A 26,113-nucleotide genomic window follows, 5' to 3' on the forward strand; every position below is an offset into this window, starting at 1 on the left:
CAAGGGAACGAGGCAGGGGTCCGAGCCGGCTGATCCCCGCCCCGCCCGCGAGTTCGATGTGCGGCGAGCCTCGTGCGCGCCAGGACGCCCGCTCCCTGCCGGGGAGCGGGCGTCCGGCTCGGTGTGCGGACGGCGTCAGGTGGTGACGGCGTGGCGAGTTTCCTGCGACGTCTCCGTGAGGTGCCGGTGGTGCCGGCGCGCCGCCGCCGATCCGGCGATCAGGACGGCCAGGCCCACGACGTTGACCGCGGCGCCGACCCACAGCGGCGAGACGAACCCGAGTCCGGCGGCCAGGGCCAGGCCACCGAGCCAGGCGCCGAGCGCGTTGCCGATGTTGAAGGCCGCGATGTTGGCGCCGGAGGCCATCGTCGGCGCGTCCTCGGCGTAGCGCATGATCCGCAGCTGCAGGCCGGGCGCGGCGGCCAGGCCGACGGTGCCCATCAAGAACAGCGAGATGATCGTCAGGACCTGGCTGTGCGCGGTCAGCGCGAACACCGCCAGCACCGCCGTGAGCAGGGTGAAGATCACGAGCAGTGACTTGTCCAGTGCCCGGTCCGCCGCCTTGCCGCCGAGGAAGTTGCCGGCGAACATGCCGACCCCGAACAGCACCAGCAGCCAGGGCACGGTGGTGGTGGCGAAGCCGCTGACCTCGGTGAGCGTGAAGGCGATGTAGGTGAACGCGCCGAACATGCCGCCGTAGGACAGCACGGTGATCGCCGCCGAGATCCAGACCTGGGGCCGGCGGAACACGCCGAGCTCGCCGCGCAGGCTCGTCCGGCCGACGGGCTCCGGCTGCGGAACCAGCAGCCAGATGCCGGCCAAGGTGACGACGCCGATGACCGTGATCGCCCAGAACGTCGAACGCCAGCCCAGCTGCTGGCCCAGCAGCGTGCCGAGCGGGACGCCGAGCACGTTGGCCACGGTCAGGCCGCCGAACATCAACGCGATCGCGCTCGCCTTCCGGTTCTCCGGGACCATCTCCGACGCGACCACCGCGCCGACGCTGAAGAACGCGCCGTGACACAGGGCCGCGACGATCCGGCCGAGCAGCATCACCGAGTAGACCGGCGCGACCGCCGAGATCAGGTTGCCCGCGATGAACAGGACCATCAGCCCGAGCAGTACCTTCTTCCGGTCGAACCGGGTGATCGCCAGGGTCAGCGCGATCGCGCCGAACGCGACGCTGAGCGCGTAACCCGAGACCAGGTACCCGGCCACCGGCTCGGTGACCCCGAAGTCCGCCGCCACCTCGGGAAGCAGACCCACGATCCCGAACTCGGTCAGCCCGATGCCGAAGCCTCCCAGCGCCAAGGCGAGAAGCCCGATAGGCATGACTACCCTCCATTCAACTGTGCACGCCTCGTGGGTGAATGACCTCGGCTTCAGCGTAGGCGGACACCGGAACGGGCACCGCCTACGTAGGTGTAATCGTCACTACGACCTTCGTAACAGTGCGGCCTGTCTCATCGGCTCTACCAGCGCTGACTCGCTTGAGCCCGATGCCCGGCGCTCCTACTTTCGATACCACGCGACACCGTCGGGCGGTAGTGCGACGGTTCCCGTTTCCCGTCGAGGACAAACTCCGGACAACTCAGGGAGAGGCGATGAAAGTGGTTCCTTCCCGTTCACGTTCGACCGTGCTCCCGTTCTGCGGGCGCACCGATCCCCCCACGCGGAAACGCGCGCCGGGATCCCGGCAGCACCCCGTCGCCGGCGTCTTCCCCGGTCTGGGCAGCCGCGCCGCGTACCAGGACCTCGGCCGTCACCTGCTGGATTCCGGGAGCCCGGCAGTGCGCGAGGTCTACCGGCAGGCCGCGCAGGCGTTCGGCGTCCCCGGCCGCCCGGAGAAGCTCCTGCTGATCCCGGAGAACCTGCCGGCGGAAAGACTGGCGCAGCAGGCTTTCCTCGGCGCGGCGATCCTGGTGCACAGCCTGGCACTGGAAGCCCACCTGCGGGACACGGCGGCGAAGAGCGGGGTCCCCCTGCACTTCGTGGCCTACACCGGGGAGAGCTTCGGGATCATCACGTCGGCCGTGGCGAGCGGGGCGCTGTCCGTCGGCGACGGCGTCGAGATCGCGCGGGTTTTCACGCCGCTGATGCTGGTGGCCGCCGAAGGGGCGGTTCCCGACGAACCGGTCGCCCGCGAGGTCGCCGCGTACCTCCCGGAATCACTGCGCGGCCGGCAACTGGTCCCCGAACCGTTCCACGTCGTCGCCCTGAAGGGGGACCCCGGAGAACTCGCCGGCACCCTCGGTGAAATCGGGAAGGAGTTCCCGAAGGTCGATGTCGAAATCCACAAGTTCTATTCGGACCGGCAGACGAACGTGTACGTCCGCCGCGGCGTCAAAGCGGATTTCGACGAGCTCATGGCCCGGTTCCCCGCGGTGCGGGCGGAGGAGCTGAAGAAACCGACGAACTTCCTGGCCCATTCCGGCCGGATGGGCGGCGTACGCGAAGCACTCGGCCGGTTCCTGGACGCGAAGGGCATCGTGTTCCACGCGCCGCACACCCCGGTGGTCTCGAACCACGGTGCCGGGCTGCTCACCACGGCCGAGGACGTCCGCACCGGCATCCTCGCGATCACCGACGAAGTCATGGCGTCGCGGGAGACCGCGGCGACGCTGGCGGACCTCCACCCCGAGCTGGTGGTGGAGCTGGGACTGGGGGAGAAATCCGTGCAACTGCTGAATGACAACGACATCGCCGCACCCGTGACCGCCTACACCGGGGACCCGACGGACCCGGTGCTCCGCGTGGTCAAGCAGGTCGACGTCCTGCTGGCCCAGCTGGAGAAGCTGCGCGAGTCGGGCGACCGCCTCGACGACCGGCACCTCGACACGCTCCGCGACCTCTTCCGGCTGACATCGGGCAATCGGTTCGGCGAGGAGTACCTCTTCCAGAACATGCGGCGTGTCATCACCGAAGAGATGTTCCGCGCCAGGCGGGACGCCGCACCGGCCTTCTACGAACTCCTCGAGGTCTTCCAGCACACCCACCGGCACCGCGCGGACATCGACGCCGGCGACGGCGAGCTGGTGCTGCGGGCGCGGTTGAAGAAGGAGCTCACCGGCGACCGGCCGGGCGAGGTCTACACCGAGCTCAGGCTGGTCGACCGGGCGGGCCGCGTCACCGACCGGAAGCTCGCCACGACCGGGCGGCACGAGGTCGTGGTCGTCCACTTCGACCGGCTCGCCTACCACAGCCAAGCGGCCATCCCGCGGCAGCAGGCCCTCTTCCAGGCGCTCCGCCACGACCGGCCGGCGCTGTTCCGGCAGAACGACTGCTACCTCGAGGGAAGCGACCCGGTGGGCTGGCTGGCGGCCCTGGCGGCGTCGGGCGCGGCGCCGCCGGCCGACGTCGTGGCCCTCCACGACCTGTACCGGGAATTCGGCACGGGGCTCGACCTGGAGGCCGCCCTGGACCGCGTGGTGTCCTCGCTGACCTCTCCCGAGTTGCCCCTCGTCTCCCCGGCGGGCGTCCCGCTGTGGTCCGCCAAGGACGTCGCGGCCGCCACTCGCGGCGTCTTCCTCGACGGCGCTCTCGACACCGGACCCCGGCGGATCCACCTCAACGGGAACTGCCGGATCCTGGCGCTCGGATCCGCATTCGAAGGGGTCGACGCCGGGCCACACCGGGCCGACGTCATCTCCATCTCCTCTCCGGCCGAGGTCCGGACGACGGGCGTCAACGCGGCGCTGGACGAGTTCGAGGACCACTGCCTCCTGTCCATGACCGTGGAGAACGAGAAGGTGCTGCGCTACGCCCAGAGCCGCCGGGTGCTCAGCGGGACCGTCAACGCCTACCTCGAGATCGGCGAACGCGTCCTGGGCTTCGGCAACGGCGGCAGCGAGTCCATGACGATCTTCCTGCGCAAGGACGGCGAAGACCGGACCACCGTCCGCAAGGTCCTGAGCGAGGCGCTGACCACGGTCAGCTGGAACCCGGACGGCCGGGGCGTGATGCTGCCGCCGTTCGCGAAGGCCCGGAAGCAGGCGGAGTACCTGCAGGCCCTGCCGGAGTCCGTGCGCCGGTACTTCCCCGAGGTGTACGACATCCAGGAGCGGGTCATCCCGGTTCCGCCGCACCTGCGGACGGACGGCACGACCACTCGCAAGGAAGTCATCTACGAGATGAGCTACGTCCCGGGTGAGGAGGTGAGCCGGTTCGTCGAGCGGAACTCGCCGCCCCCGGCGGTGGTCGCCCGCCTCTACGAGCAGATCTTCCGGGTGCTGAACCGGGAAGTGCACACGGTGAACCGCGTCCCGGCGCCGGGCGAGACCCTGGACGTCTCGTACTTCCGGAAGATCGAGGACCGGCTGGCCCTGTGCCGGCGCACGGCGCCGCGCACCTTCACCCCGGAGCTGCTCGACACCGAGCGGATCGTCATCGACGGCGTCAGCTACCTCAACGCGCCGGCGCTGCTGGCCCGGTTCCGGGCGCACCCGGAGTACCTCCGGATCCTGGAGCCGCGGTTCCACTCCCTGGTGATGGGCGACACGAACACCGAGAACATCAAGGTCGAGAACTCCGTACCGCTGCTGCACGCCCAGTGGCTGATCGAGCAGGGCGCTCCCCGCGAGGAGATCGACGCGGCGCTGGCGGCGATCACGGCGGAGTCCGTCGGGATCCGGTTCCTGGACCCGCGGGCGATCGGCTTCAAGAGCGACGGCCGGGACACGCGCGACGACGCGATGTACGACAACAAGCCGTGGCACAACTCCATCGGCCACTACGACGAGATCCACTACGAGCAGTTCACCCTGCGGGTCAGGACCGGCGCGGGCCGGACGCCCCGGGTCGACATCGGTTTCGTGGCGGGGAACCCGTACCAGAAGTCCTACGGGGTGCGGGACGTGGTGGCCCGGGGTGAAGACGTCGACCCGGCCGCGCCGCGCGGGATGGAGGACTACTTCGCCACCGTGATGGCGGCCGTGCACCGGGACGACCCGGAATCGCGCCAGCTCAAGGATCCCTACTGGCTCATCCGGTTCGTCTTCATGATGGGCACCCACTTCACGGCCATGCCGCCGTTCCACTTCCAGTCGGAGCTGGACGGGACGTTGACCGACACCTACCAGGCGCAGCGCCGGCCGGTGGCGATCTACTGCGAGGGCGTCAAGTGGCTGAACTGGGCGCTGCAGCTGCTGACCGGCGAGCGGACGGAGTTCCTGGGGGTGCCGGTGCCGTCGCTGGCTCACCTGGAGCGTCCGCACCGGCGCACGACGTCCGCCGGGCACACCCGTCGTCGCGTGGTGCCCGGACAGCACACTCCCCGCTCGCCGCGACCGAGCACCCGACCGGCGGTCAACGCACGGCACACCACCGGGCACCCGCACGCCCGGCAGAAGGAGGAGGGCTGACCCATGACCAGTGCATCGCCGGCCCTGCCGGTGGCAGGACTGGACGACCTCACCACCGAGTCCCGCATGATCGCGACGCCGTGGAGCCGCATGGTGCGCGGCATCGGGCTCGGCCAGTACCCCATCGGCTACGACCCCGTCGCCGCCGAACGGATCCGGCACACGTTCGACCTGCTGGCGGCCAAGGTACCGCCGGCCAACTCCTACACGCTGTTCTCCCGGCTGCTGGCGGACCTGATCCTGAACGTGGCGGACCCGGCCGCGGACTTTTCGCGGGTCGACGTCGGCTCGGCGGTCGGGTCCATTGTGGACGCGGTGCGGTCGGAGGAGAACCCCTACTACCGCGTCACGGCGGGCAGCATCCTGATGGACGCGTTCGCCAAGCTCGGCCTGGACCACAAGCTGCTGGTCAACGAGTGGATGGACTTCCCGGCGGAGATCCTCGCCGCGACCGACCAGATCCGGCCGGACCGGATCAAGGACGAGAACAGCGGACGGCACGGCGACTACGAGCGGCTTTCCGCGTGTACGGCGGTCTTCCTCGCTCTCGGGCAGCTGGGCCTGGCGGACCGGCTGGTCACCGGCGAACGCGACCACGTCCGCGAGGCGCTGGACCTCCTGGAACGGATCCCCGCGCCCTTCTTCCGCGGGCGCGGCGGATCCATGCTGCTCTCGGTGGTCTCGCTGCTCGGGTACGACCGGTACCTCTTCGACGGACCCCGGGACTACCTGAAGGAGGTCCTGGACCACCTCGACCGCGCGGACGAGCTGAACCTCCCGCCGGCTTTCCCGCAGCCGATGACCGAAGCGTTCGGGAAGATCTACCCGCTGCTGACCATGCTGAACGCCATCGCGATGTCCGGTCGCGCCGAGTACCTGACCTACCGGAAGGACCGGCTGGCGGAGGCGAAGGACCTCCTGGGCCGCATCGACCCGGTGGAGCGGACCCACATGGCGCTGTACTACCTCGTGGCGCTGCACAACCTGGGCCGCCTGTCCGCGGAGGTGCCGGACCTGGACGCCTTCGTGGAAGACGTGCTGGGGCAGTGGGATCAGGCCGATCCCGGCGCGAACTTCTTCCGCAACGGGATCGCCTACCCCTACATGATCGAGACGGCCATGGTGACCGGCCGGCCGGACCTGATCACCGCACGGGGGCTGGACCGCCTGGCCGGCTCCTACCCCGATCTGGACCGGACCGACCTGGACCGGGCCAACCGTCCCTACCCGTTCAGCTACGCGCTGAACATGCTGGGCGAGATCGGTGCGGTGGACCGGCTCTACGTGCCGTCGGCCCGGTACGGCGGCCGCTCGGCCGTGGCCTGGGTCGTCGACCACCTGTCCGACGGCGGCCGGGAAGAAGGGAACCGGCTCTCCATGCTGGACCACGCGCTGGTCAGCTACGCCCTGCGGTTGCGAGGACGGGACCGCGCCGAGACGGAGTTGTTCCGGAACTTCCGGTTCCGGCTCGCGTCCTGAAGCGACAAAGCGAGAAATCCCCGGCCACCTGGTGGCCGGGGATTTCGTCTTTCGTGCGTCACTTGGTTGCCGCGGCGAGGGCACCGCCCGAAACCGCCGGTGCGGGACTTCGCTCGCACTCGGGCCGCCAGGTGCCCACGTGCACCCACTGCCGCCGCCACCGCAACGTGGCCAGCACCGTCGACCGCGCACAGCGCGGACACGGCTGGGGTGCCGAGTCGACCCACATCGCTGCCATCGGAACCTCCGGTGATGTCGAGGGTTTTCGATACCCGGAGAATGACAGGCGACGGCTACGCCACGGTTATGTGTGAGTCCTCAGTGGACACTCGGTCAGTAGTCGAGGCCCTCGATGAGCCGGGCCTGGACCGCCTTCTTGATCGCGTCGACGCGGGACACCGCACCCAGCTTGCCGTAGATGTTGGTGAGGTGCCGTTTCACGGTGCCCTCGCTGATGAACAGGCGCGAGGCGATCTGCGCGTTGCTCATCGCCGCGGCGACCAGCCGCAGGACCTCCAGCTCCCGTTCGGACAGCAGGGTTCGCTGCTCCTGCTGCCGCTCGAGCGACTCCATCGTCGCGCGCGGGATCGACAGCAGCACGTTGTCCCTGGTGCGGCTCACCGACCGGATCGCGGCGATGAGCTCGTCGCGGGCGATGCTCTTCACCAGGTAGGCGGCCGCGCCGTAGTCCAGCAGTTCGCGCACGAGCGCGGGCGCGTCGTGCATGGTCAGGATGACCACGGCCGTGTCGGGGGACGTCCGCCGGACCCGCTCGATCACCGCCTTCGCGCCGGGCCCGGGCATCTCGACGTCGAGCAGCAGGACGTTCGGCCGGTGCCGCTGGACGAGCGTGACGACCTCGTCCCCGTGGGCGGCCTCGCCGATGACGTCGAACTCCGGATCCGTCGACAGCAGCTCGCGCAGCCCCTGGCGGAACAGGGTGTGGTCGTCGGCGACGACGATGGTGACCTTCGGCTCGCGCGCGCCGGTCATCGATGAGCTCCGAGGTGGGTGACCACGATCGAGATCTCCGTTCCCACGTCCGGGGTGGCGGTGATCGAAAACGTGCCCCCCAGGAGCTCGAGCCGCTCACGCATGGACGACAGCCCGACACCCGACCGCGCGGCGAGCGCGGCGGCGAGGTCGAACCCCCGCCCGTCGTCCCGCACGGTCGCGTGCACCGCCGCGTCGGCCACCGTGACGGTCACCTCCAGCGTGCGCGCGCCCGAATGCAGCACGACGTTCCGGATGGCTTCGCGGAGGACGATGTACAGCTCCTCGCACACCTCGTCCGGCAGGTGCTCGTCGCCGGTCACCGACACCGTGGTGCGAATGCACGACGGGACCCGGGTGGCCACGTAGTCGTCGAGCGCCTTCGCGAGGCCGCCGATCTCGACCGCGGACTCCCGCAGTTCCCTGGCGAGGCCGCGGATCGAGTCGAGGGCTTCGCGCAACGCGGTGCGGGCGGTGCCGATCCGCGCCCGGGCGCGGATCGGGTCCGTGTCGGCGTAGACGTCGTACAGCTCGAGGTCCTGCAGGGCCACGCCGACCGAATGGGCGGCGCGGTCGTGCAGCTCCCGGCCGATCCGGCGCCGTTCGTCGCGGTGCGAGTGGTTCACCTTGCCGAGCAGGAAGCTGGCGTAGGACACCGCGCCGATCCCGACCCGGTGCATGATCGACTCCTGCAGCGCGCCGGCGGCGGTGAGCAGCGCGGTCTCTTCCCGGTCGCGCAGCCGGGTCCGCTCCAGCACCACCGGAAGCAGGACCCGGTACATCGTCACCGCGGCGTGGGCCGACTCGATCGGGTGCACGCCCCGGCTGGCCCGGCTGGCGCCGATCTCCGCGCTGAGCCGTTCCCCCTCGTCCGCGGGCGGCGGGGTGCCCGCGATCGCGGTTTCGACGTCCTCGAGGACGGATTCCGCCTGGCGCAGCAACTGGGCGGTGGCCTCCGGGACATCGGCCAGGCGATTGCCCGCCGCCTGCAGGTGATCATGGAACGAGCGCACGGTCTCCCGCCGGATGGCGGCGGGGAACATCACGTCCTCATCGGCCACACCGGGAATTGTCTCACAACGGCGAAGTCAGCCCAAGGCAACCGAACAGCGCGAGATGGGCGCAGTACTGGGTCACCATGAACACGCGATAAGGACGGCGTTGCGCGGACCGGGAGCCGCGGCTCGACGACGTGAGCACCGTGCCGGAAAGCGCTGCCGAACCGGCGAGCACCACTACGGCCGCGGGGAGTATTCCATTCCCCCGAATCGCGCACAGAACGGCGAACGTCCAGCCGACCGCGCTCGCCGCGATCGCCATCACCGCGCGCGCCCGGCGATCACCGAGAAGGACCGGCAGGGTCTTCCGGCCGGCCAGCCGATCGCCTTTCGCGTCGGCGAGGTCCTTGGTCGATCCGCCGAGTCCCATCCACAGGGACATCATGAGCCCGAAGAGGAACACCGGTTCGGTCACCCGCCCGCCGCCGGCCGCCGACCAGCCGGCCAGGTAGGTGAGCACGCCCAGCGCGGTCACCGCCGCGACGAACCCGGCCAGGTTCGCCTTCAGCGGCCACGGCCCCAGCGAGTAGGCCCAGCCGACCCCGAGCATCGCAGCGGTCAACAGGACCTGGGTCGACGACACCGCCGCCGCGAACACGAGCGCGGCCACCGACAACGCCCAGACGATCGCGACCGCCGGCCGCCGGGACAGTTCGCCCCGCGCGATGGGGCGCGCCTGCCCGTTGGCGCGGTCTTCGACGACGTCCGCGACGCCGTTCAGCAGGTAGACGGCCCACGTCGTCGCGAGCCAGCCGAGCGCGGCCAGGAGGAGCGCGGGTCTGTTCACCGCTCCGTACACGCTGCCGGCCACCCCGAGCGCCGCGCCCGCGGCGAACCGGAGCAGGAAGATGAGCTGGACCACGGGCCGCGCCTCCCGCCACGCGAGGCGGAGCCGGCGCAGCAGCACAGTGCAGGCGGACCGGGCTGAAGGAAAATTGAACGAACCACTCGGCATGGTCGTCGACGTCATCGGCACCTCCGTTCGGCCGGGTATCCCTCGGAATGTCACGAACAATGGAGATTCTCGGTGAGGAAAAGCGGGGAGGACATTGCCGGAGGCGGAAAGCGGGCTACGACGTTCGTGACATGCCCGCGCGACCATCGTCCCGAGCTGGTTCCTCCTTGGCGGGCCGGGGATTGAGCGGCGGATCACGGCCACCTAGCGTGGAATCGTTCACGGGGGTATCGGTTCTCGGCGGTCTGAGGGGAATGACATCATGCAAGACGACGATACGGAGTCAACGGGCCTGCGTGGTCGGGACAATGATACCGCGGTCGTGGTCCGGTGTTTCGGCGCTTTCGAGGTGTCCCTGGCCGGCGAGCCGGTGATCAGCTGGCACGCGGGCAAAGCGCGCAACCTCTTCCAGTACCTGCTGCTGAACCGTGGCCGGATCGTCCGGCGGGAGAAGCTGTTCGAGACGTTGTGGCCGGGTGGCGCGTGGTCACCGTCGACGAGTTCGCTGAAGGTGGCGGTGCACGCCGTCCGCCGGACGCTCGACCAGGCACCGGGACACCGGCCGGTCGAGATCGTCTGCCGCGCGCACGGTTACCAGCTCAACGCGACCGATCTGTGGCTGGACGTCGACCGGTTCGACAGTGCCATGCGCGAAGCCCACGCCGCGGAGTCACAGGGCGCGCGAGCCGAGGCCGTGGCCTGCTACCGGCGGGCCGCGCAGCTGTACGCCGGTGACTTCCTGGCCGGGGAGACCGGGGACTGGGTCGAGGAGCAGCGGGAGTACTACCGGACCAGGGCGCTTTACGCACTGACCTGCTTGCGCGCCGACGCGCTGCGGCGGGGTGACTATGCCGAAGCCATCGAGCTGTGCCACCGGATCCTGGACATCGACCCGTACCACGAGGAGGTGTACCAGACGCTGATGGTCCTGCACGCCAGGCGCGGCGAACTCGGTCAGGTGCGCAACTGGCACCGGATGTGCGTGCGACGGCTGCGGCACGACCTGGACGCGCCCCCGACCGAGACCACCCGACGCATCTTCGCCAGGGCGGTCCGGGGTGAGCTCCGAGCGGCGCAACCCACGACGACACGAACCGACGACGCGCGCCGCTGCCCGGCACCGCGGTCGAGGCGCCCTCCCGGTGCGCGGCCCGCGTCGTGGACCGCCCGGCCGCGTCGATGAGCCGTCCCGGCGGACAGCCTCTCGGCACGACGTCACTGTCAGGACAAGTGCGCCGACAGCAGCCAGGCGGGTGTTGACTTGCGGCCGTTGGCCTCGTCTCGGATGTCGCTGCCGGCGAAGTCCGCGAAGTCGGGGAAGTTTTCGGGGACGTTGGCGTGGATGCGGGCGGGCCGGATCTCGTCGATCGTCCAGTACGCGCCGACCACTTCCCGCAGTTCCTGCGCGGAGACCGGGTTGACCTTGCCCGAGGGCACGGTCGCGCTGTCGAACACCAGCACGAAATAGGACGCGCCGGGCGCCGCGGCGCGCACGATCGATTCCTGATATCCGCGGCGCAGCTCGACCGGCATCGAGTGGAACAAGGTGCTGTCGACAATGGTGCCGAAACGGCCGTCGTAGCCGGTGAACGTGCTGATGTCGGCGACCGCGAAGCCGGCGTTGAGCAAGCCGCGCTGGGCGGCGTCGGCGCGCGCGAGCGTGATCGCGGTCGGCGACTGGTCCAGACCGACGGTCGTGTAGCCCCGCTCGGCGAGGTAAAGCGACGTCGCGCCCTCTCCACAGCCGGCGTCGAGGACCTCGCCGTGGAAGGCGCCCGTGTCGATGAGCGCGGCGATCTCGGGTTGCGGTTCGCCGATGCTCCACGGCGGCCGGAGGCCCGGCCCCATTTCGGGAGCCTGGCCACGATAGGCGGATTCGAACAGTGCGTCGCCGGCTGAGTTCGTCATGCACCCCAGCATGTCAACCAGGTTGATATATGTCAACATGGTTGACATGGAAACCTTCCGGGACGAGCCACTCGGCTACCTGCTGCACCGGGTCACCGCGGCCCTGCGCGCCGAGGTGGCCGCCACCGTGCTCGAGCCGGCGGAGCTGGCGGCGCCCGAGTACCTCTGCCTGCGGATGCTGGCGCAGGCGCCGAAGTCCAATGCCCAGCTGGCCCGCGAGGCCCAGGTGTCGCCCCAGGCGATGAACAAGGTGATTCGCGAGCTGCAGGATCGTGGTCTGGTGACGCGACCCGCCACCGTGTCATCCGGGAGGTCGTTGCCCGCCACGTTGACGCGCGAGGGCGTGACCCTGCTCGCGCGCCTCGACCCCGAGGTGGCCGAGGCCGAGGACCGGGTCCTGGGCAAGCTCGGCAAACAGGAACGGCGCGAGCTCCGGCGGCTCCTCGTCGCGGTCGGCCCGGTGGTGTCCCGGCGGTGATCCCGCTGCGAACCAGTGGGTCCTGGCGTGTTCGGCGTGCCATGATGCCGGGCTGTGACTGTGGACTCGATCGCTGCATGGCATGACGCCGGTCCGGGTGTCACGCGGAGCCTGGAGCTCGCTCATCGGTCTTTGGTCGCCGGCGGCCTGCCGGTCGGCGCCGTGGTGATCGGCTCCGGCGGTGACGTGGTCGCGGAAGGCCGTAACCGGGCGTATGACCCGCCCGGTGGTGATGACCGGTTGCAGGGCAGCCCGATCGCTCATGCGGAAATGAACGCGTTGGCCCGCGTCGCCACCAGCGCGGATCTGTCCACGACCACACTGTGGAGCTCCCACCGCCCGTGCGCGATGTGTGCGGCGGCGTGCGAATTCACCGGCGTGGGACGGGTTCGGTTCGTAGCGCCGGACCCGTCGGACGATCAGCCCGGCCCCGATCCGATCGGCGTGGACGGCCGGTGGCTGATCGTCGCCAACCTGCTCTTTCTGGCCGGCATCCGCGCGTACTCGGGTGCGAATGCCCCGATGCTCCGGCGAGCCCGCGACCGTGAGCCGGAGACCACCGACCTGCTCGACACGGTTGCGCCGCACCAGTGGCGGACCGCGACCCTGCCGGACGCACTGGGACCCATCTGGTCGCACGTCGTCAACGCCGCTCAGCGGCGGCAGCTTCGCGTCGGCGGCTGACCCGTGACCGAACTCGAAGCCATGCTGACGGCGAACCGGCTGCCGTCCCGGCGGACTTCGGCCGCACCCGGTCCGCCGAAGTGGGCGGGAACGACGAGTTCGCCGTTGTCCGCGGCGCGTTCGAGGACACCGAGCCGGGTGGTGGTGGCCTGCCGCGGGTCTTCGCAGAAGCAGCTGCTGTGCTCCGGCGCCAGGATCTGCACCGGGCTGTGCAGCAGGTCCCCGACGAACACCGCGCTGTCCGCGCCGGACGACACGCGCAGGACCGACGAGCCCGGGGTGTGGCCGGGCGCGGGTTCGAGCGTCAGGTTCCGGTCGATGCGGTGGCTGCCCTCCCACAGCACGGCCCGGCCGAGCACCGGGGCGACGCTGTCGGCGTAGACGAGCAGGCTGCCTTCACGGCGAAGCTGCTCGTGTTCGGTGCGGGGAGCGGGGCGGCGGTGGGCGTTGCGCGGATCGAAGTACACCTGGTCGACGCGGGGAATCAGGTAGGTGGCGTGGGGGAAGGTGGGCACCCATTCGCCGTTGCGCAGCTCGGTGTTCCAGCCGACGTGGTCGTAGTGGATGTGCGTGTTGACGACGACGTCGACGTCCTCCGGCCGGACGCCGGCCGCGGCGAGCCGGTCGAGGAACGGCGTCGCCAGGTGGTCGAACAGGGGGATCTGCGGCCGGTTCCGGTCGTTGCCGACACCGGTGTCGACCAGGATCACCCGGCCTTCGCTGCGGAGGATCCAGGTCTGAATGGCGCCGCGGTAGCCGCCGGTCTCCGGGTCCCAGTGGTCGGGCACGAGCCAGGCGGCGTTGTCCGTCCAGAGCCGGGGCGGGCTGCCGGGGAGGATGGACCGCACCGGGGCGATCTCGCCCTGCCACTCGGCGACCTTCACGACTTCGACTTCACCGATGTGCATGACTCCACGTTAGAAGGAGGTTGTGAGTGTTCCAATGCGTAAATTGCTCGTTCTGATGTGTGATCGTCTCAGAGGTACGATGAGTTGATGGACGTGCTGAGTGACGCGATCGCCGCGGTGCGGGTCGGGCAGCCCACGTCGAACCGCCTCCAGGCCGGTTCGACGTGGTGCTACCGCTTCGCGCCGTACGAGGGCGCGGGCTTCCACGTGCTGCTGCGCGGCAGCGGCTGGCTGCTCCCGGACGGCGGGACGCCGGTGGCGCTCGGCCCCGGCGACGCGGTCCTGGTCCCGCACGGCGGCGCGCACACCCTGTCCTCGGCGCCGGACGCGGCCGGCGCGGTGCCGTTCGAAACGGCGGTGGCCGAGCCGGACGGCCGGACCGAGTTCCTGTGCGGCAAGTACCGGCTGGCCCACCCGCGGCGGCACCCCCTGCTCGCGAGCCTGCCGGAGGTGGTGCACCTGCCCGCCGAGATCGGGCGGCAGCCCGAACTGCGCGCGGCCATCGACCTGCTCGGCGGCGAGGTGAGCGACCGGCGGCCGGGCTCGGCCACGGTCCTCACCGGCCTGCTGGACCTGCTGCTGGTCTACCTGATCCGCGCGTGGCTGGACGGCCACCCGGGCACGGGCTGGCCGCAGGCGCTGCGAGACCCCGAAATCGCCGCCGCGCTGGAAGCCCTGCACGAGCATCCCGAAGCGCCGTGGCGGATCGAGGACCTGGCCGCCCGGGTGGGCTTGTCCCGGGCGACCCTGGCCCGCCGGTTCACGGCGCTGACGGGTCAGCCGCCCATGGCGTACTTGACCTGGTGGCGGCTGACGACGGCGGCGCGCCTGCTCCAGGACACGGACCTGCCCTTGCCGTCGATCGCCGCGAACGTCGGTTACGCCTCACCGTTCGCGTTCTCGCACGCGTTCAAGCGCCAGTTCGGCGTCGCGCCGGGCGGTTTCCGGGCCGGCCGCTGACGGCAGCTGTCGATGGATTGTCGACGGGCTTTGTGACGATGAGCAGTGCGTCGAGTGTGCCGACCACGGGTGGGGAATTCATGTATGCCGACTTGCGTCTGCTCGGGCCGTTGGAGGTCGTCGGGTCTCGCGGCAGTGTGTCGTTCGCCGGTGGGCGGCGCCGGTCGGTGTTCGCGCTGCTCGCGTTGCGGCCCGGGCGGTTGGTGTCGCGTTCGTCGTTGATCGACGCGTTGTGGGGCGACGACGCGCCGGCGACGGCCACGAAGACGCTGCAGGGGCACATCGCGCAGGTGCGCAAGGCGCTGTCGGGAGCCGGGCTCGGCGGTGTGCTGGTGACCAGGGAGCCCGGTTACGTGCTCGAGGTCGATCCGGCGCAGGTCGACACGCACCGGTTCGCCGAGCACGTCCGGGCTGGGTGCGCGGCACTGGACCGGGGCGACGGTGCGGAGGCGCACGTGCGGCTCGAGGCGGGGCTCGCGTTGTGGCGGGGTGATCCCCTCGCGGACTGCGCGGTGGCCGGCTGGGCCGTCGCCGAGCTCACCCGGCTGTGTGAGGCGAGGGCGTTGGCGGAGGAGCAGACGGTCACGGCCCTGCTCATGGCCGGCCGGCACGCCGATGCCGTGGGGGAGATCGAGCGGTTGGTGGGCCGGTATCCGTCGCGGGAGCGGCTGTGGGAGCTGCTGATGGTCGCGTTGCACCGGTCCGGCAGGCAGGCGGACGCGTTGCGGACCTACCGGCGGGTGCGGTCGGTGCTCGTCGAGGAGTTCGGCGTCGAACCCGGGCCGGAGCTACGGCGGCTGGAGGCGGCGGTGCTGGCCGGTGAGCCCGACGTGGCAACGTACCTCCCGCGGCCACCAGCCGGCCGGAGGCGGGAGCTGAGCCTGGCCGATTCCCGGTGCGCGAGACCCTGATCGTCGTCGAGGTGGCTCGACCGTGCCCGGCGTGGGCCGCCGAGGCGGTCCACGCCGGCGGTGGACGGCCGGAACTCAGTCCTTCACGTCGCGGAAACCGCACCCGTCTGCCATATCTGGTGGCGGGCCGAGAAGACGCAAGCCGACACCTGGACCGGTGCGCCGACCGGCGCCTCACCGTTCTCGACTTCGAGGCACTGCCCGAGCTTCGCGTTCACGATCTTGACCCGGTTGGGAACCTCGCGTGTCACGAACTGCCACTGCTGGCTGACCAGCTTGGGAGAACAGGGCGCCTGCACGACCGGCAGGTCGTCACCGGTCCCGTCGATCAGGTCCATGCACAGACCGGTGTCCTGGTTGACGAGCAGGGTGTTGATCGACTCCGGAACCGGTTGTGCCGCCCACAACGTGGCCGGCAGGCCCGTACAGCGCCGCTGTACCACCTGTCTGCCGGTCTCCGGCTTGACCGACGGGCCGGCACACAGGTTGGTCGTGATGTTCATCAGCTGGAAAGTGCCGGCCCGGACATCGGTGCCGGAGCTCGCCGCGCCCGCCGAACCGGCCGCCACGACCTCTCCCGTCGTGACACCGACGACCACGGCCACCACGGTCAGCAGTTTTCTTGCTCGCATTTGTCCCTCCTCCGTAAAGAATTCCGCGCCGGCACGTCGTGCGTGGCGTGGAGTTCCCTTACGCGGAAGCTAGTTCGCGGCGGTGGCGAGCCGGCAGTGTTCCGGTGGCCGGCGGTCAGCGGGCAGGGGTGCGCCGGACGACATGTTCCTGCAGCCTGCCTGCCGAGCCGGCGTGTACACCGAATTGTTCCGCGGGGCAACCGCGTCGCTTGGTGTCGCGACGTCAGACCGTCGTGACCTTGCTCTTGTCGTAGAACCTCACTTCCCCGGTGGCGGGGAAATGGATGCCGACACAGTAGACATGGGCGTTGCCGGAGCCGAAGCTTTTGCCTTCGTCGACGACCAAGCCGATATCGTCACGGTCGACGACCTTCACTTGCCGCGGCCCCTGTCGTTCTTCGCTTGCGAACTGCATGTCGTCTCCTGTTCAAAGAGGCCGTGCACAGGCGATAGCACACTACGTGATCCCCACGCCCCGCGGAACACGGAAGAGACCGACGCCGGTTGGCCGATACTGGCCGGGACGGCAACCGGACCGGCGCCGGCCGGGAACCGGTTGGCCGCGACGCCGGCCGGGAATCCCCGCCCGGCGGCGGCGTGACGTCCCGGGCACGCTGGAGCAGGCCACGTCCTTGCCGGACGAGTGGCGACATCACGGAAAGGCCGACACGCATGACAACCGATCAGCCGGTGAGCCGGGAGAGGGACTCCTCCGAGGAGGTCCTGTCCGCGGTTCCCCACGGACTCCGGGTCGCGGCCGCCGTCTGCTGGCGCGCGCTGGTCGTCGCGGGTGCCCTGACCGTCGTGGGCTTCCTGGCCGTCAAGCTGGCGTCCGTGGTGGTCCCCGTCGCTGTCGCCCTGTTGCTGGCCGGTCTCTTCTCGCCTGCCGTTTCCTGGCTGACGCGCAGGAAGGTCCCACGCGGGCTCGCCACCGCGATCGTGCTCGTCGTGGGCATCGCGCTGGCCGGCGGCGTTGTCACGTTCGTGGTCATCACTGTCACCGCGGGTATGCCCGGGCTGATCGATCAGGTCACGGCGAGCGTGACGGACCTGCACGCCTGGCTGCGCGCCGGGCCGCTGCACCTGAGCCAGGGCCAGCTCGACGAGATGCTCGGCAACCTGACCGCCATGCTCGGCCGGAACAAGTCGGTGATCGCCTCGGGGGCGCTCACCACGGCGGTGACCGTGGGCGAGCTGCTCGCCGAGTTGCTGCTGGTGGTGTTCTGCCTGATCTTCTTCCTCGCCCAGGGGCGGGCGATCTGGGTGTTCGTGCTGCGGGCCGTGCCGGCGCGCCTGCGCGATCGCGTCGACGTCGCCGGGCGCAGCGGGTTCACCACCCTGGCGCACTACATCCGCGGCACGGCGGCCGTCGCGTTCGTCGACGCCGCCGGCATCGGCCTCGGGCTGGTGATCATCGGAGTCCCGCTGGCCGCCCCGTTGAGCACGCTGGTCTTCCTCGGCGCGTTCGTCCCGGTCATCGGCTCGGTGATCGCCGGCGCGGTCGCCGTCCTCGTGGCCCTGGTGACCCACGGCGCATGGTCGGCCGTCATCGTGCTCGCCGTCGTGGTCGGCGTGATGCAGGTCGAAAGCCATGTGCTGCAACCACTGCTGCTCGGGCGGGCGGTCCGGCTGCACCCGCTGGCCGTCGTCCTCGCGCTCGCTGCCGGGCTCGTCGTCGCGGGCGTCGTCGGCGCCTTGCTCGCTGTGCCGCTGGTGGCGGTCTTCAGTTCGGGCGTGCGGAGCTTGACCGCCCGGCCGGATCCGGAGTGAGCGATCGAGGTGTACCGCCCGCGAGACCTCGGCGGTACACCTCGCGGCTCAGCCGGCGGCGGGTTGGGGACTGGTGTTGCGTAGCCGGGCTTCGTGGAGCTGGTCTTCGAGGGAGATGATGCGGCACGCGGCGTCGATGGCGGTGCCTTCGTCGACGAGTTGCCGTACCCGCGCGGCGATGCGCAACTGGTGGCGGGAGTAGCGCCGGTGCCCGCCGGCGGAGCGCTGTGGCTCGATCAAACCGGCTTCGTCGAGGCTGCGCAGGAAGTTCTGCGTGGTGCCGAGCATTTCCGCGGCCCGGCCCATGGTGTAGCCGGGGTAGTGCTCGTCGTCGAACTTGCCGGCCGGCCTGGGTGCGGCCGGGTCGTATTGGGCAGGGATCATGCGACCTCCACATCACAAGGGACCCCGGGTGCCGCGCGCGGCACCCGGGGTCCCAGGGGTTGGGTTTCACCATTGTCAACCGACGCGACCGTCGGCTTCCTGCACTCGCGTCCGGCACCGAGGCCGATGACGCGGGGATCGCTGATTCGTAACCGAGAACCACCTACCAATCCGATGGGACTGCGGTACCCGCGCGGCGCTACTGCCCAGCCGCTGCGGGCGATCCAATGATGTGCCCTTTCCCTTCTTTCCGGTGTTTCCTTCTTGCTGCGTACTGCTTCTGCGGTCATCACCGGCCGGAACCCTTTCACCGATCGGCCCCAGCACGCGTGATACCGCGGGCCACTGCCCGGAACCCCTTACCTTGATCGGCCCCGGCCACCTGGCTGTCTTTCACTGCTTACTGCGATCTATCAACTACGGGTACTGCTGATACTGCGGACTAGCTGACTACTGCGTACTACTTTGCTCCGCGGGCACTCGAACTCCGCCCACGCCTTGCACTACTTCACTTCACCGGGACCGTTACCTCTGACTTCATCTTCACAACCCGGTCCCGGGCACAGCTTCGGTCACCAGTCGAGACCTGTTCACTGATTGGCCCCGTCCTGCCTGACCGCTTGTCTCACTTCGCGGGTAGTTACGTCCTCTCCCGCGCCTGCTTGACGTTGTCTCTCTCGGTACGAGGAGGACTCTACACACACCCAGCTCCGAATGTCTACTCCGGCCGCCATAGATTTACCGCGTGACCCGAACGAGGTACCTCCACCTCGCGGAGTTCGCAGGTCAACGCTCTGGGGGACGCCCCGGAGCGCACGGACAGGAGAGGACAGTGCGATGAGTGATCAGGTCGCGGGGCAGGAGCCGTTCGAACTCGCCGCGGTGCGCAACCGCGAGGACTACGCCGGCGCCCTCACCCGGCTGATCGATCGAGGTCGCCGGGAACGCTGCGTCGCCTTGCTGTCGGGCACCGAGGCTTACGCCGTGGCCGAACTGCTGGGCCAGTACGCCCAGCTCGACCCCACCGACAAGCTGCACCAGCTCGCCGCGACCATGGCCAGCCGGATCTACAGCCGCCTCGGCGCCTGAGCGCGGGCCCCTGGACACGCTCGCCGGGCCTCGGCCCACGCCGGGGTGCCTCGCTGCCGATCACGACCCCTCGGTGTTTCCGGTCACCGAGAGCGGAGGTAGGGCCTCAGCCGCTCGGTCAGCGACTTGCGGGTCGTCACGGTCGCCGGGGCGGGCCCCTCCTCGCCGGTGTGGTGCCCGGCGGCGGCGTCGGCGACGAACCGCGCGACCGCGCCCGGGCTCGGCACGAGGTCGTCACCGCCATGGCGCGCGATGACGACCGGATCTTCGGCAGGCTCGGTTTCCACCGCGAGCGACCACCCCCGCCGTTCGCTCCACACCAGCATGACGTCGTGGTCGGGCCGGTCGAGCCACCGCCGGGGCAGCCCGAGGTAGGCGGTGGCCGTGTCGCTGATCTCCACCGTGGTGCTCTCGTCCGGGACGCCGACCGCGGCCGCGACCGCGCGCACGTACTCGCCCAGGCCGCGCTCGAGGGTTCGGGTGTCGAGTTCGGAGTGCTCCATGCCCGTCACGCTAGAGGGCGGCCGATCGGCGTGCCGGGCGGCCGATCGGCGCAGCGCGGTTCGAAGCGCCCTCAGCGGCTACCCCCGGACCTGAGCGGCCGCGGCGGTGGGGCCGGGCTGGGTCTCCTGTCACACCGCCGGCTCGATCTGGTTTAGTGCAAGCGCTTGGGGGAATCTCCGTCAAGCAGTGGCAAGTGGTCGCCCCAACTCCCGGTGGCGCAGGATTTGGGGAAGGACTTCGATGGTTGTGTCTCCGGCGAACGCCGACGCGGGCGCCCGCGCGACGTCGCGTAACGACTTCGGTGAGCTGATTCGCCTCGTGCGGAGTGAAGGTCTGCTTGACCGTCGCTACGGTTACTATGCGGTGAAAATCAGTCTCACCCTGCTCGCGCTGGCCGGCGGGTGCGTGGCGTTCGCGCTGCTGGGCGACTCGTGGTGGCAGCTGGTCACGGCGGTCTTCTTCGCGGTGATGTTCGCCCAGGTGGCGTTTCTCGGCCACGACGCGGGGCACAACCAGATCTTCCGCAGCGGACGGGCGAACGACCGTGCCGGCTATGCCCTCGGGGCCGTCGTCGGCATGAGCTACGGCTGGTGGATGGGCAAGCACAGCCGGCACCACGCCAATCCCAACCACGAAGGCGACGATCCCGACATCGACATCCCGCTGCTCGCCTTCACCCGGGGGCAGTCGGCGGAGAAGAGCGGGTTCGTGCGCTGGACGTCGAAGCACCAGGCGTGGTTGTTCTTTCCGTTGTTGTTCCTGGAAGGGCTGAGCCTGCACTGGGCCGGCATCGATGCCGTGTGGCGCGGAAAGGTCAAAGCCCGCCGCCTGGAGGCGGTGTCGCTGGTCGCGCACTTCGTGGTGTACCTCGGTGCGGTGTTCGTGGTGTTGTCCCCGCCGGTGGCGATCGCGTTCATCGCCGTGCACCAAGGGCTGTGGGGCGTCTACATGGGATGTTCGTTCGCGCCGGGGCACAAGGGCATGCCCACCTTCACCGACAAGACCAAGCTCGACTTCCTGCGCAAACAGGTCCTCACCAGCCGCAACATCCGCGGCGGCCGGTGGGTCGACTTCACGCTCGGCGGGCTCAACCACCAGATCGAGCACCACCTGTTCCCCAGCATGCCGCGCGTCAACCTGCGCCGCGCGCAACCTTTGGTGCGCCAGTTCTGCGCCGACCACGGGATCGACTACGCCCAGTGTGGGCTGCTGAAGACCTACTACTACGTCCTGCAGCACCTGCACGACGTCAGCGCACCACTCCGCGAGAAGAGCGCACGTGCCCGGTGATCACCGTCGGCCGTGAGCCGTCCGCGTGGGGGACCACCCGGCTCGTGGGGGCGTATGGTCGCCTCATGTCCATGCTGTCAGCGGGTCGTGCGCCGACGAAGCCGCGTAGCTGATGCCCGTGTCGGCCGAGTGCTCTTTCGTGCACCCGGCGTTGTTCTACGGCACGCCGGCGGAGTACCTCGCCGGTACGGTGCCGTTCGTCACCGGGGCGCTGGCGATGGGGGAGCCGGTGGCCGTGGCGGTGCCGCCGGCCAACCTCGAGCTGCTGCGACGCGAGCTCGGGGCTGCTGCCGACCGGGTGCACCTGCTGGACATGACCCAGGTCGGACGCAACCCGGGCCGGATCATCCCGGGTGTCCTGCGGGCGTTCGCCGACGCGCACCCCGCCGTCCACGTGCGGATCATCGGCGAGCCGGTCTGGGCCGGGCGGTCCGAGGCGGAATACCCGGCGTGCGCGCAGCACGAGGCCCTGATCAACCACGCCTTCGCCGGCCGGTGGGTGACGATCTTGTGTCCCTATGACACGGCGTCCCTGGGGCCGGTCGCGCTGGCGGACGCCGTCCGGACGCATCCGTGGCTGGTGGACGGCGCGGGTGAGTGGCGAGCGAGCGGCGCGTACTCGCCCGACGACGTGGTCGCCGACTACAACCGCGAACTTCCGGAGCCGGCGGACGCCGCCATGCTGGTGGTCGCCCCGAACGGACTGCGCGAGCTGCGCAAGTTCGTCGAGGAGACGGCCGTCCGCGCCGGTCTGGCCGAGGACCGCGCCCACGACGTCGTGCTCGTCGTGACGGAGCTGGCGTCCAACAGTGTCGAGCACGCGCGCGGTGACGCGACGGTTCTGCTGGGTCTGGGCGGTGGGCAGCTGGTCTGCCAGGTCCGCGATCGGGGACACATCGCGGACCCGCTCGCGGGGCGCCTGCCGGAAGTGCCCGGCCAGGTGCGGGGTCGCGGGCTGCTGCTGGTCAACCACCTCGTCGACTTGGTCCGCGTGCACACCGCGCCATCCGGCACCACCGTCGAAGTCCGCTTCGAACTCGGCTGAGAGGGTCGGTTCCGGCCCGGGCGCAGGGAGATCTGCTCAGCACCTGCCGTGAGGTCGAGGCAGAATTGCGGCATGTTCGAGACGGATGGTGTGGGGAATGCCGGTGGCGCGGCGGACGGAGTGAAACTCGAAACGCTGGGCGACGCGCTTGTCCTGCGGGTAACCGGAGCTCTCGATCTCACTCTGGCGCCGAAGGTCCGTCAGCTCGTCGAACGCGCGCGGCGGCTGGCCCCGCCGGTGTTGGTCATCGACCTGACCGAGGTCGACTTCTTGGCATCCGCGGGGATGGCGGAACTGGTGCGGGCCCATCGCCTCGCCGCGTCGACGGCAGTGCGGGTCGTGGCCACGGGGCGGGTCACTTTGCGTCCGCTCGAGCTCACGCGGCTGGCCGACGAACTGGTGATCGTTCCGACGCTCTCGGCCGCGCTGGATCGTGTGTGACCGGCCACAGCGGATTCGATGAGCTGATCGACGCGTTGCGCGGCGCTTTCGTCGGCCGCGACGGTGACCCGCTCGACGTCGGGACACACCAGCTGGACGACGCTCAGCTGCACCGCCTGATGGACGGTGACCCGGACGACGGCCTGGCCGTGGTCGTTCCCGGCACTGCGGTGCTGGAGGAGCTGCTGCCCGGGGTGCCGGTGTCCGCGGCCGTGGGCGTCGTCAGCCGTGGACAGGGCGTGCTGATGTTCGCCACCGACCCGGTCGGCCACCGCCACCGGACTCTCGTGGAGGGCGCCGGCCTGGTGACCGGCCCGGTCGCCGGGCTGGTCCGGGAACTGCGCGCCGAAGCGTCGGTCCTGGACCTGGTGCACTCGGTGGGCCGCGAACTGACCGCTCAGCTCGACCGAGACCGGATGGTGCAGAACGCGACCGACGCGGCCACGAAAGCGACCGGAGCCGCGTTCGGCGCGTTCTTCTACAACCTGGTCGACGAACTGGGCGAGTCCTACACCGGGTACACGATCTCCGGGGTGCCGCGGGAGGCGTTCTCCCGGTTCCCGATGCCCCGCAACAACGAGGTGTTCGCTCCCACGTTCGACGGTGCCGGCACCTTCCGCAGTGCCGACATCACCCAGGACACCCGCTTCGGCCGGAACGCGCCGTACTACGGGATGCCCGAAGGTCACCTGCCGGTGTGCAGCTACCTCGCCGTCCCGGTGATCAGCCCGACGACCGAAGAGGTACTGGGCGGCTTCTTCTTCGGCCACCCGCAGCCGGATCGGTTCACCGCGCGCCACGAGTTCCTCGCCGAAGGCATCGCCCGCTACGCCGCCATCGCCCTGGACAACGCGCGGCTGTACGAGCGCGAACGCACCCTGGTCACCGAGTTGTCCCGCAGCATGCTGCCGGACGTCCCCGAGGTCGCGGGGGCGGACGTGGTGACGCGGTACCTGCCGGCGGCGACCGGCAGCAAGATCGGCGGCGACTGGTTCGACGTCATCCCGCTCACCTCCGGCGCCACCGCCTTCGTCATCGGTGATGTCGTCGGCCACGGTGTCACCGCCGCGACCATCATGGGCCAGGTCCGCATCGCCATCCGGTCCTACGCCCTGCTCGAACTGCGTCCGTCCGAGGTTCTGCGCAACGTCTCCCAGCTGACCGCCGGACTGGCCGAAGCCGGCTTCGTCACGTGCTTCTACGCCGTGCACGACCCCGGGCGGCGCATCCTCACCTACGCCAACGCCGGCCACCTCCCGGCCATCCTCGTCGAGCCGCAGGGCGAAACCCACCAGATCGGGGAAGCACTGGCCCAACCGCTGGGCGTGGGCGCCGAGTTCCCCGAACGGACGACGCCGTTCCCGCCCGGGGTGGACTTGGTGCTCTACACCGACGGCCTGGTCGAAAGCCGCACCCGCGACCTGACCGTCGGCATCGAATGGCTGCTGGAGGGAATCGGCCGGGTGCTCGGCGCGGCCGACCTGGAGACGGCATGGGACGAGCTGATCTCCGAGCTCACCCTCGGCCGCCACGACGACGACATCGCGCTCATCCACGTCCACCGCCGCGTCGACCCCCCGGCGGCCGAATTCCACCAACGTGCCGACGCCACCGTCGACCAGCTCGCCGGACTGCGCAGCGGCCTGACCCGGTGGGCGGCGGGACTGGGCATGAGCGTCGAGCGCCACGAAGATCTGGTCCTGGCCAGCTACGAGGCGATGTCCAACTCCGTCGAACACGCCTACCGCGACCACCCACGGCCCGGCGGCCTGGAGGTGCACGGCGAACGTCACCGCGGCGAGGTGACGGTGACCGTCACCGACTACGGCACCTGGAAGGCCCCGGACGTCACCGACACGCTGCGAGGGCGCGGCCATCTGCTGATCGACGCCTTGGCCGACCACACCTCGACCATCCACCGGGACAACGGCACCACCGTCACCCTGACCTGGACCCTTCCCGGCTAGGCGGGCGAGGCGGTCTCCGTGTCGGCGCCGTTGTCGGCCAGGCGTTCGGTGCGCTCGGTCCCGTGCCAGTCCAGGCACAGCACGGTGGCGTCGTCCTGCAGGTGACCGCGGCAGGCGTGCGTCACCGCACTGGTCGCGGCCCGCACCAGCTCTCTGGTGTGCAGCCCGGCGGTCCGGCGGACCAGAGCGGGCAGGTCGGCGCCGGCGGCGGCGCGTTCGAACATGCCGTCGGTGAGCAGCACCAGCCGGTCACCGGGACGCAGATCCAGCCGTTGCACCCGGTACCGGTACGGGCGGACGCCGAAAAGCAGATCCGATTCCAGCTCGATCGGCCCCACCACACCGTCGCGCAGCAGCAGTGGTGGGGGATGTCCGGCGTTCACCAGCTCGACCCGGCCCGTTTGCAGGCCGACGCGCAGCAGCAGCCCGGTCGCCAGTGCCACCTCGCCGCCGTGGTCGAGCAGCGCCCGGTTGGCTTGCTGCGCCTGTTCTGCCAGGTCGCGACCGGCTCGACGGGCCCCGCGCAGCGCGCCGACCAGCAGGGTCGCGGTCAGTGCCGAGGCCACGTCGTGCCCGGCGGCGTCGGTGATCGACAGGTGCAGGGTTTCGCGGTCGAGGGAGTAGTCGTAGGTGTCGCCGCCGATGTCGTCGGCGGGCACCAGGGCGCCGGCGATGGTGAACTGGGCTGCCTCGCAGCAGGACGCCGAGGGCAGCAGCTGGTGCTGGATTTCCGCGGCCAGGCTCATCGGGGTGGTGCGCCGGCCGGTGTGGTAGCGGTCGGTGAAGCGGCGGTCGGTGACGATGACGTAGGCCAGCGCGTGGGCGGCGTGGCCCAGCTGGACCAGCACCGCGTCGTCGCAGATGGGCACGGTGACCTCGAGGACGCCGACGCAGTCGCCGCGGTTGGTCACCGGCAGCACCGCCCGCACCCCGCCGTCGTTCGGCTCCTGCCACGGCTGCTGGGTGCGCAGCACTCGCTCGTAGACGCTGCCCGGCAGATCGACCGGCTCGGGGGCGCGCCCGTCCGGGTCCTGCGCGGTCGAGGTCAGCCGGACCAGGTGTTCCTCGATGAGGTCGACCAGGAGGAAGGACACGTCGAAGGCACCGAACCGCTTCGCCAGGTCGCGCGCGACGACCTCGACAGATTCGACGGGCGGGGCGGTCTCGGCCGCCGCCAGCACATCGCCCGGTTCCAACGCCACACCGTCCACCGCCACCCCCGACCACTCGGAGTCCACCCCACCACATCATCCACACCGGCCCGGACGCAAGACCACCGACGACGCGAGCCGCGACG

At 70.2% G+C, this 26,113-nt stretch carries 25 protein-coding genes; 13 read left to right on the forward strand and 12 right to left on the reverse strand.

Translation table 11 applies throughout. The annotated features are described in order from the left end of the window. Positions 1–135 precede the first annotated feature (135 nt). Complete coding sequence (locus A3CE_RS0130520; RefSeq protein ID WP_026469029.1) at positions 136–1,332, reverse strand: MFS transporter; 1,197 nt, start codon at positions 1,330–1,332, stop codon at positions 136–138. A 272-nt stretch (positions 1,333–1,604) separates the two neighbouring features. Between A3CE_RS0130520 and A3CE_RS0130525 the strand changes: the two genes are divergently transcribed. Both A3CE_RS0130525 and A3CE_RS0130530 read left to right on the forward strand, forming a co-directional pair. Next, positions 1,605–5,360, forward strand: a complete 3,756-nt coding sequence (locus tag A3CE_RS0130525) for an ACP S-malonyltransferase (RefSeq protein ID WP_026469030.1) — start codon at positions 1,605–1,607, stop codon at positions 5,358–5,360. 3 nt (positions 5,361–5,363) lie between these two features. Then, on the forward strand, positions 5,364–6,839 hold the full coding sequence (locus A3CE_RS0130530; protein ID WP_020643900.1) for a hypothetical protein: 1,476 nt from the start codon (positions 5,364–5,366) through the stop codon (positions 6,837–6,839). A 58-nt stretch (positions 6,840–6,897) separates the two neighbouring features. Here the strand turns inward: A3CE_RS0130530 and A3CE_RS56785 are convergent, their stop codons facing one another. The 4 genes from A3CE_RS56785 to A3CE_RS0130545 all read right to left on the reverse strand — a co-directional run bounded on the left by A3CE_RS56785 (position 6,898) and on the right by A3CE_RS0130545 (position 9,860). Continuing rightward, positions 6,898–7,077, reverse strand: a complete 180-nt coding sequence (locus A3CE_RS56785) for a hypothetical protein (RefSeq protein ID WP_125591605.1) — start codon at positions 7,075–7,077, stop codon at positions 6,898–6,900. 95 nt (positions 7,078–7,172) lie between these two features. After that, on the reverse strand, positions 7,173–7,832 hold the full coding sequence (locus A3CE_RS0130535; protein ID WP_020643901.1) for a response regulator: 660 nt from the start codon (positions 7,830–7,832) through the stop codon (positions 7,173–7,175). Next, positions 7,829–8,893: a sensor histidine kinase gene (locus A3CE_RS0130540; protein WP_026469031.1), complete on the reverse strand. Its 1,065-nt coding sequence runs from the start codon at positions 8,891–8,893 to the stop codon at positions 7,829–7,831. The genes A3CE_RS0130535 and A3CE_RS0130540 overlap by 4 nt, the downstream gene beginning before the upstream one ends. Before the next feature lie 13 nt (positions 8,894–8,906). After that, complete coding sequence (locus tag A3CE_RS0130545) at positions 8,907–9,860, reverse strand: UbiA family prenyltransferase (RefSeq protein WP_169524029.1); 954 nt, start codon at positions 9,858–9,860, stop codon at positions 8,907–8,909. Between the two features lie 247 nt (positions 9,861–10,107). Between A3CE_RS0130545 and A3CE_RS0130550 the strand changes: the two genes are divergently transcribed. Next, a complete protein-coding gene (locus A3CE_RS0130550; protein WP_084641840.1) occupies positions 10,108–11,028 on the forward strand; it encodes an AfsR/SARP family transcriptional regulator in 921 nt (306 codons plus the stop codon). A gap of 38 nt (positions 11,029–11,066) precedes the next feature. Here the strand turns inward: A3CE_RS0130550 and A3CE_RS0130555 are convergent, their stop codons facing one another. Further along, positions 11,067–11,801 carry a class I SAM-dependent methyltransferase gene (locus A3CE_RS0130555; RefSeq protein ID WP_281170635.1) on the reverse strand — a complete coding sequence of 245 codons (735 nt, stop codon included), beginning with the start codon at positions 11,799–11,801 and terminating at the stop codon, positions 11,067–11,069. Between A3CE_RS0130555 and A3CE_RS0130560 the strand changes: the two genes are divergently transcribed. Both A3CE_RS0130560 and A3CE_RS51850 read left to right on the forward strand, forming a co-directional pair. Next, positions 11,800–12,231, forward strand: a complete 432-nt coding sequence (locus A3CE_RS0130560) for a MarR family winged helix-turn-helix transcriptional regulator (protein ID WP_020643906.1) — start codon at positions 11,800–11,802, stop codon at positions 12,229–12,231. The two genes, A3CE_RS0130555 and A3CE_RS0130560, sit on opposite strands and share 2 nt — an antisense overlap. A gap of 54 nt (positions 12,232–12,285) precedes the next feature. Continuing rightward, positions 12,286–12,915: a nucleoside deaminase gene (locus tag A3CE_RS51850; RefSeq protein WP_063714215.1), complete on the forward strand. Its 630-nt coding sequence runs from the start codon at positions 12,286–12,288 to the stop codon at positions 12,913–12,915. Here the strand turns inward: A3CE_RS51850 and A3CE_RS0130570 are convergent. After that, a complete protein-coding gene (locus A3CE_RS0130570; protein ID WP_020643908.1) occupies positions 12,885–13,823 on the reverse strand; it encodes an MBL fold metallo-hydrolase in 939 nt (312 codons plus the stop codon). The two genes, A3CE_RS51850 and A3CE_RS0130570, sit on opposite strands and share 31 nt — an antisense overlap. An 87-nt stretch (positions 13,824–13,910) precedes the next feature. Between A3CE_RS0130570 and A3CE_RS0130575 the strand changes: the two genes are divergently transcribed. Next, on the forward strand, positions 13,911–14,783 hold the full coding sequence (locus A3CE_RS0130575) for an AraC family transcriptional regulator (RefSeq protein WP_020643909.1): 873 nt from the start codon (positions 13,911–13,913) through the stop codon (positions 14,781–14,783). A gap of 80 nt (positions 14,784–14,863) precedes the next feature. After that, complete coding sequence (locus A3CE_RS0130580; protein ID WP_020643910.1) at positions 14,864–15,694, forward strand: AfsR/SARP family transcriptional regulator; 831 nt, start codon at positions 14,864–14,866, stop codon at positions 15,692–15,694. An 83-nt stretch (positions 15,695–15,777) separates the two neighbouring features. Here the strand turns inward: A3CE_RS0130580 and A3CE_RS0130585 are convergent, their stop codons facing one another. Both A3CE_RS0130585 and A3CE_RS0130590 read right to left on the reverse strand, forming a co-directional pair. Further along, entirely contained in the window at positions 15,778–16,326 is a 549-nt protein-coding gene (locus A3CE_RS0130585) for an RICIN domain-containing protein (RefSeq protein WP_084641844.1), read from the reverse strand. A gap of 223 nt (positions 16,327–16,549) precedes the next feature. Next, positions 16,550–16,741, reverse strand: a complete 192-nt coding sequence (locus tag A3CE_RS0130590) for a hypothetical protein (RefSeq protein WP_020643912.1) — start codon at positions 16,739–16,741, stop codon at positions 16,550–16,552. Between the two features lie 257 nt (positions 16,742–16,998). Here A3CE_RS0130590 and A3CE_RS0130595 point away from each other — a divergent pair, with 257 nt between their 5' ends. Next, positions 16,999–18,096, forward strand: a complete 1,098-nt coding sequence (locus tag A3CE_RS0130595) for an AI-2E family transporter (protein WP_020643913.1) — start codon at positions 16,999–17,001, stop codon at positions 18,094–18,096. 48 nt (positions 18,097–18,144) lie between these two features. Here A3CE_RS0130595 and A3CE_RS0130600 read toward each other — a convergent pair whose 3' ends face one another. Then, positions 18,145–18,480 carry a helix-turn-helix domain-containing protein gene (locus A3CE_RS0130600; RefSeq protein ID WP_020643914.1) on the reverse strand — a complete coding sequence of 112 codons (336 nt, stop codon included), beginning with the start codon at positions 18,478–18,480 and terminating at the stop codon, positions 18,145–18,147. A gap of 837 nt (positions 18,481–19,317) precedes the next feature. Here A3CE_RS0130600 and A3CE_RS0130605 point away from each other — a divergent pair. Further along, positions 19,318–19,569, forward strand: a complete 252-nt coding sequence (locus A3CE_RS0130605; protein WP_020643915.1) for a hypothetical protein — start codon at positions 19,318–19,320, stop codon at positions 19,567–19,569. Positions 19,570–19,652: 83 nt separating this feature from the next. Here the strand turns inward: A3CE_RS0130605 and A3CE_RS51855 are convergent, their stop codons facing one another. Then, positions 19,653–20,072, reverse strand: a complete 420-nt coding sequence (locus tag A3CE_RS51855; RefSeq protein WP_020643916.1) for a DUF6292 family protein — start codon at positions 20,070–20,072, stop codon at positions 19,653–19,655. A gap of 241 nt (positions 20,073–20,313) precedes the next feature. Here A3CE_RS51855 and A3CE_RS0130615 point away from each other — a divergent pair, with 241 nt between their 5' ends. The 4 genes from A3CE_RS0130615 to A3CE_RS0130630 all read left to right on the forward strand — a co-directional run bounded on the left by A3CE_RS0130615 (position 20,314) and on the right by A3CE_RS0130630 (position 24,816). Then, positions 20,314–21,363: a fatty acid desaturase family protein gene (locus A3CE_RS0130615; RefSeq protein WP_051183798.1), complete on the forward strand. Its 1,050-nt coding sequence runs from the start codon at positions 20,314–20,316 to the stop codon at positions 21,361–21,363. A gap of 112 nt (positions 21,364–21,475) precedes the next feature. Then, the gene (locus A3CE_RS0130620; protein ID WP_020643918.1) at positions 21,476–22,408 is read left to right on the forward strand and encodes a sensor histidine kinase; all 933 of its coding nucleotides are present in this window, start codon (positions 21,476–21,478) and stop codon (positions 22,406–22,408) included. Between the two features lie 72 nt (positions 22,409–22,480). Beyond that, positions 22,481–22,849 carry an STAS domain-containing protein gene (locus tag A3CE_RS0130625; protein WP_020643919.1) on the forward strand — a complete coding sequence of 123 codons (369 nt, stop codon included), beginning with the start codon at positions 22,481–22,483 and terminating at the stop codon, positions 22,847–22,849. Further along, the gene (locus tag A3CE_RS0130630; RefSeq protein ID WP_020643920.1) at positions 22,846–24,816 is read left to right on the forward strand and encodes an ATP-binding SpoIIE family protein phosphatase; all 1,971 of its coding nucleotides are present in this window, start codon (positions 22,846–22,848) and stop codon (positions 24,814–24,816) included. The genes A3CE_RS0130625 and A3CE_RS0130630 overlap by 4 nt, the downstream gene beginning before the upstream one ends. Here the strand turns inward: A3CE_RS0130630 and A3CE_RS0130635 are convergent. Continuing rightward, positions 24,813–26,054, reverse strand: a complete 1,242-nt coding sequence (locus tag A3CE_RS0130635; protein ID WP_020643921.1) for a PP2C family protein-serine/threonine phosphatase — start codon at positions 26,052–26,054, stop codon at positions 24,813–24,815. The genes A3CE_RS0130630 and A3CE_RS0130635 overlap by 4 nt on opposite strands. Between the last annotated feature and the right edge of the window lie 59 nt (positions 26,055–26,113).

The sequence above is a fragment of the Amycolatopsis balhimycina FH 1894 genome (genome assembly GCF_000384295.1).
In the GTDB taxonomy this organism is placed as follows: domain Bacteria; phylum Actinomycetota; class Actinomycetes; order Mycobacteriales; family Pseudonocardiaceae; genus Amycolatopsis; species Amycolatopsis balhimycina.

Bases quoted from the DNA above. Each gene is read 5' to 3' on its own strand.
- A3CE_RS0130605 (WP_020643915.1), top strand. From the start codon at position 19,318: ATGAGTGATCAGGTCGCGGGGCAGGAGCCGTTCGAACTCGCCGCGGTG.
- A3CE_RS0130520 (WP_026469029.1), bottom strand. From the start codon at position 1,332: ATGCCTATCGGGCTTCTCGCCTTGGCGCTGGGAGGCTTCGGCATCGGG.
- A3CE_RS0130580 (WP_020643910.1), top strand. From the start codon at position 14,864: ATGTATGCCGACTTGCGTCTGCTCGGGCCGTTGGAGGTCGTCGGGTCT.
- A3CE_RS0130550 (WP_084641840.1), top strand. From the start codon at position 10,108: ATGCAAGACGACGATACGGAGTCAACGGGCCTGCGTGGTCGGGACAAT.
- A3CE_RS0130595 (WP_020643913.1), top strand. From the start codon at position 16,999: ATGACAACCGATCAGCCGGTGAGCCGGGAGAGGGACTCCTCCGAGGAG.
- A3CE_RS0130560 (WP_020643906.1), top strand. From the start codon at position 11,800: ATGGAAACCTTCCGGGACGAGCCACTCGGCTACCTGCTGCACCGGGTC.
- A3CE_RS0130615 (WP_051183798.1), top strand. From the start codon at position 20,314: ATGGTTGTGTCTCCGGCGAACGCCGACGCGGGCGCCCGCGCGACGTCG.
- A3CE_RS0130590 (WP_020643912.1), bottom strand. From the start codon at position 16,741: ATGCAGTTCGCAAGCGAAGAACGACAGGGGCCGCGGCAAGTGAAGGTC.
- A3CE_RS0130545 (WP_169524029.1), bottom strand. From the start codon at position 9,860: ATGACGTCGACGACCATGCCGAGTGGTTCGTTCAATTTTCCTTCAGCC.
- A3CE_RS0130525 (WP_026469030.1), top strand. From the start codon at position 1,605: ATGAAAGTGGTTCCTTCCCGTTCACGTTCGACCGTGCTCCCGTTCTGC.
- A3CE_RS0130575 (WP_020643909.1), top strand. From the start codon at position 13,911: ATGGACGTGCTGAGTGACGCGATCGCCGCGGTGCGGGTCGGGCAGCCC.
- A3CE_RS0130555 (WP_281170635.1), bottom strand. From the start codon at position 11,801: ATGTCAACCATGTTGACATATATCAACCTGGTTGACATGCTGGGGTGC.
- A3CE_RS0130570 (WP_020643908.1), bottom strand. From the start codon at position 13,823: ATGCACATCGGTGAAGTCGAAGTCGTGAAGGTCGCCGAGTGGCAGGGC.
- A3CE_RS0130535 (WP_020643901.1), bottom strand. From the start codon at position 7,832: ATGACCGGCGCGCGCGAGCCGAAGGTCACCATCGTCGTCGCCGACGAC.
- A3CE_RS0130530 (WP_020643900.1), top strand. From the start codon at position 5,364: ATGACCAGTGCATCGCCGGCCCTGCCGGTGGCAGGACTGGACGACCTC.
- A3CE_RS56785 (WP_125591605.1), bottom strand. From the start codon at position 7,077: ATGGCAGCGATGTGGGTCGACTCGGCACCCCAGCCGTGTCCGCGCTGT.
- A3CE_RS0130600 (WP_020643914.1), bottom strand. From the start codon at position 18,480: ATGATCCCTGCCCAATACGACCCGGCCGCACCCAGGCCGGCCGGCAAG.
- A3CE_RS0130625 (WP_020643919.1), top strand. From the start codon at position 22,481: ATGTTCGAGACGGATGGTGTGGGGAATGCCGGTGGCGCGGCGGACGGA.
- A3CE_RS0130620 (WP_020643918.1), top strand. From the start codon at position 21,476: ATGCCCGTGTCGGCCGAGTGCTCTTTCGTGCACCCGGCGTTGTTCTAC.
- A3CE_RS51855 (WP_020643916.1), bottom strand. From the start codon at position 20,072: ATGGAGCACTCCGAACTCGACACCCGAACCCTCGAGCGCGGCCTGGGC.
- A3CE_RS0130585 (WP_084641844.1), bottom strand. From the start codon at position 16,326: ATGCGAGCAAGAAAACTGCTGACCGTGGTGGCCGTGGTCGTCGGTGTC.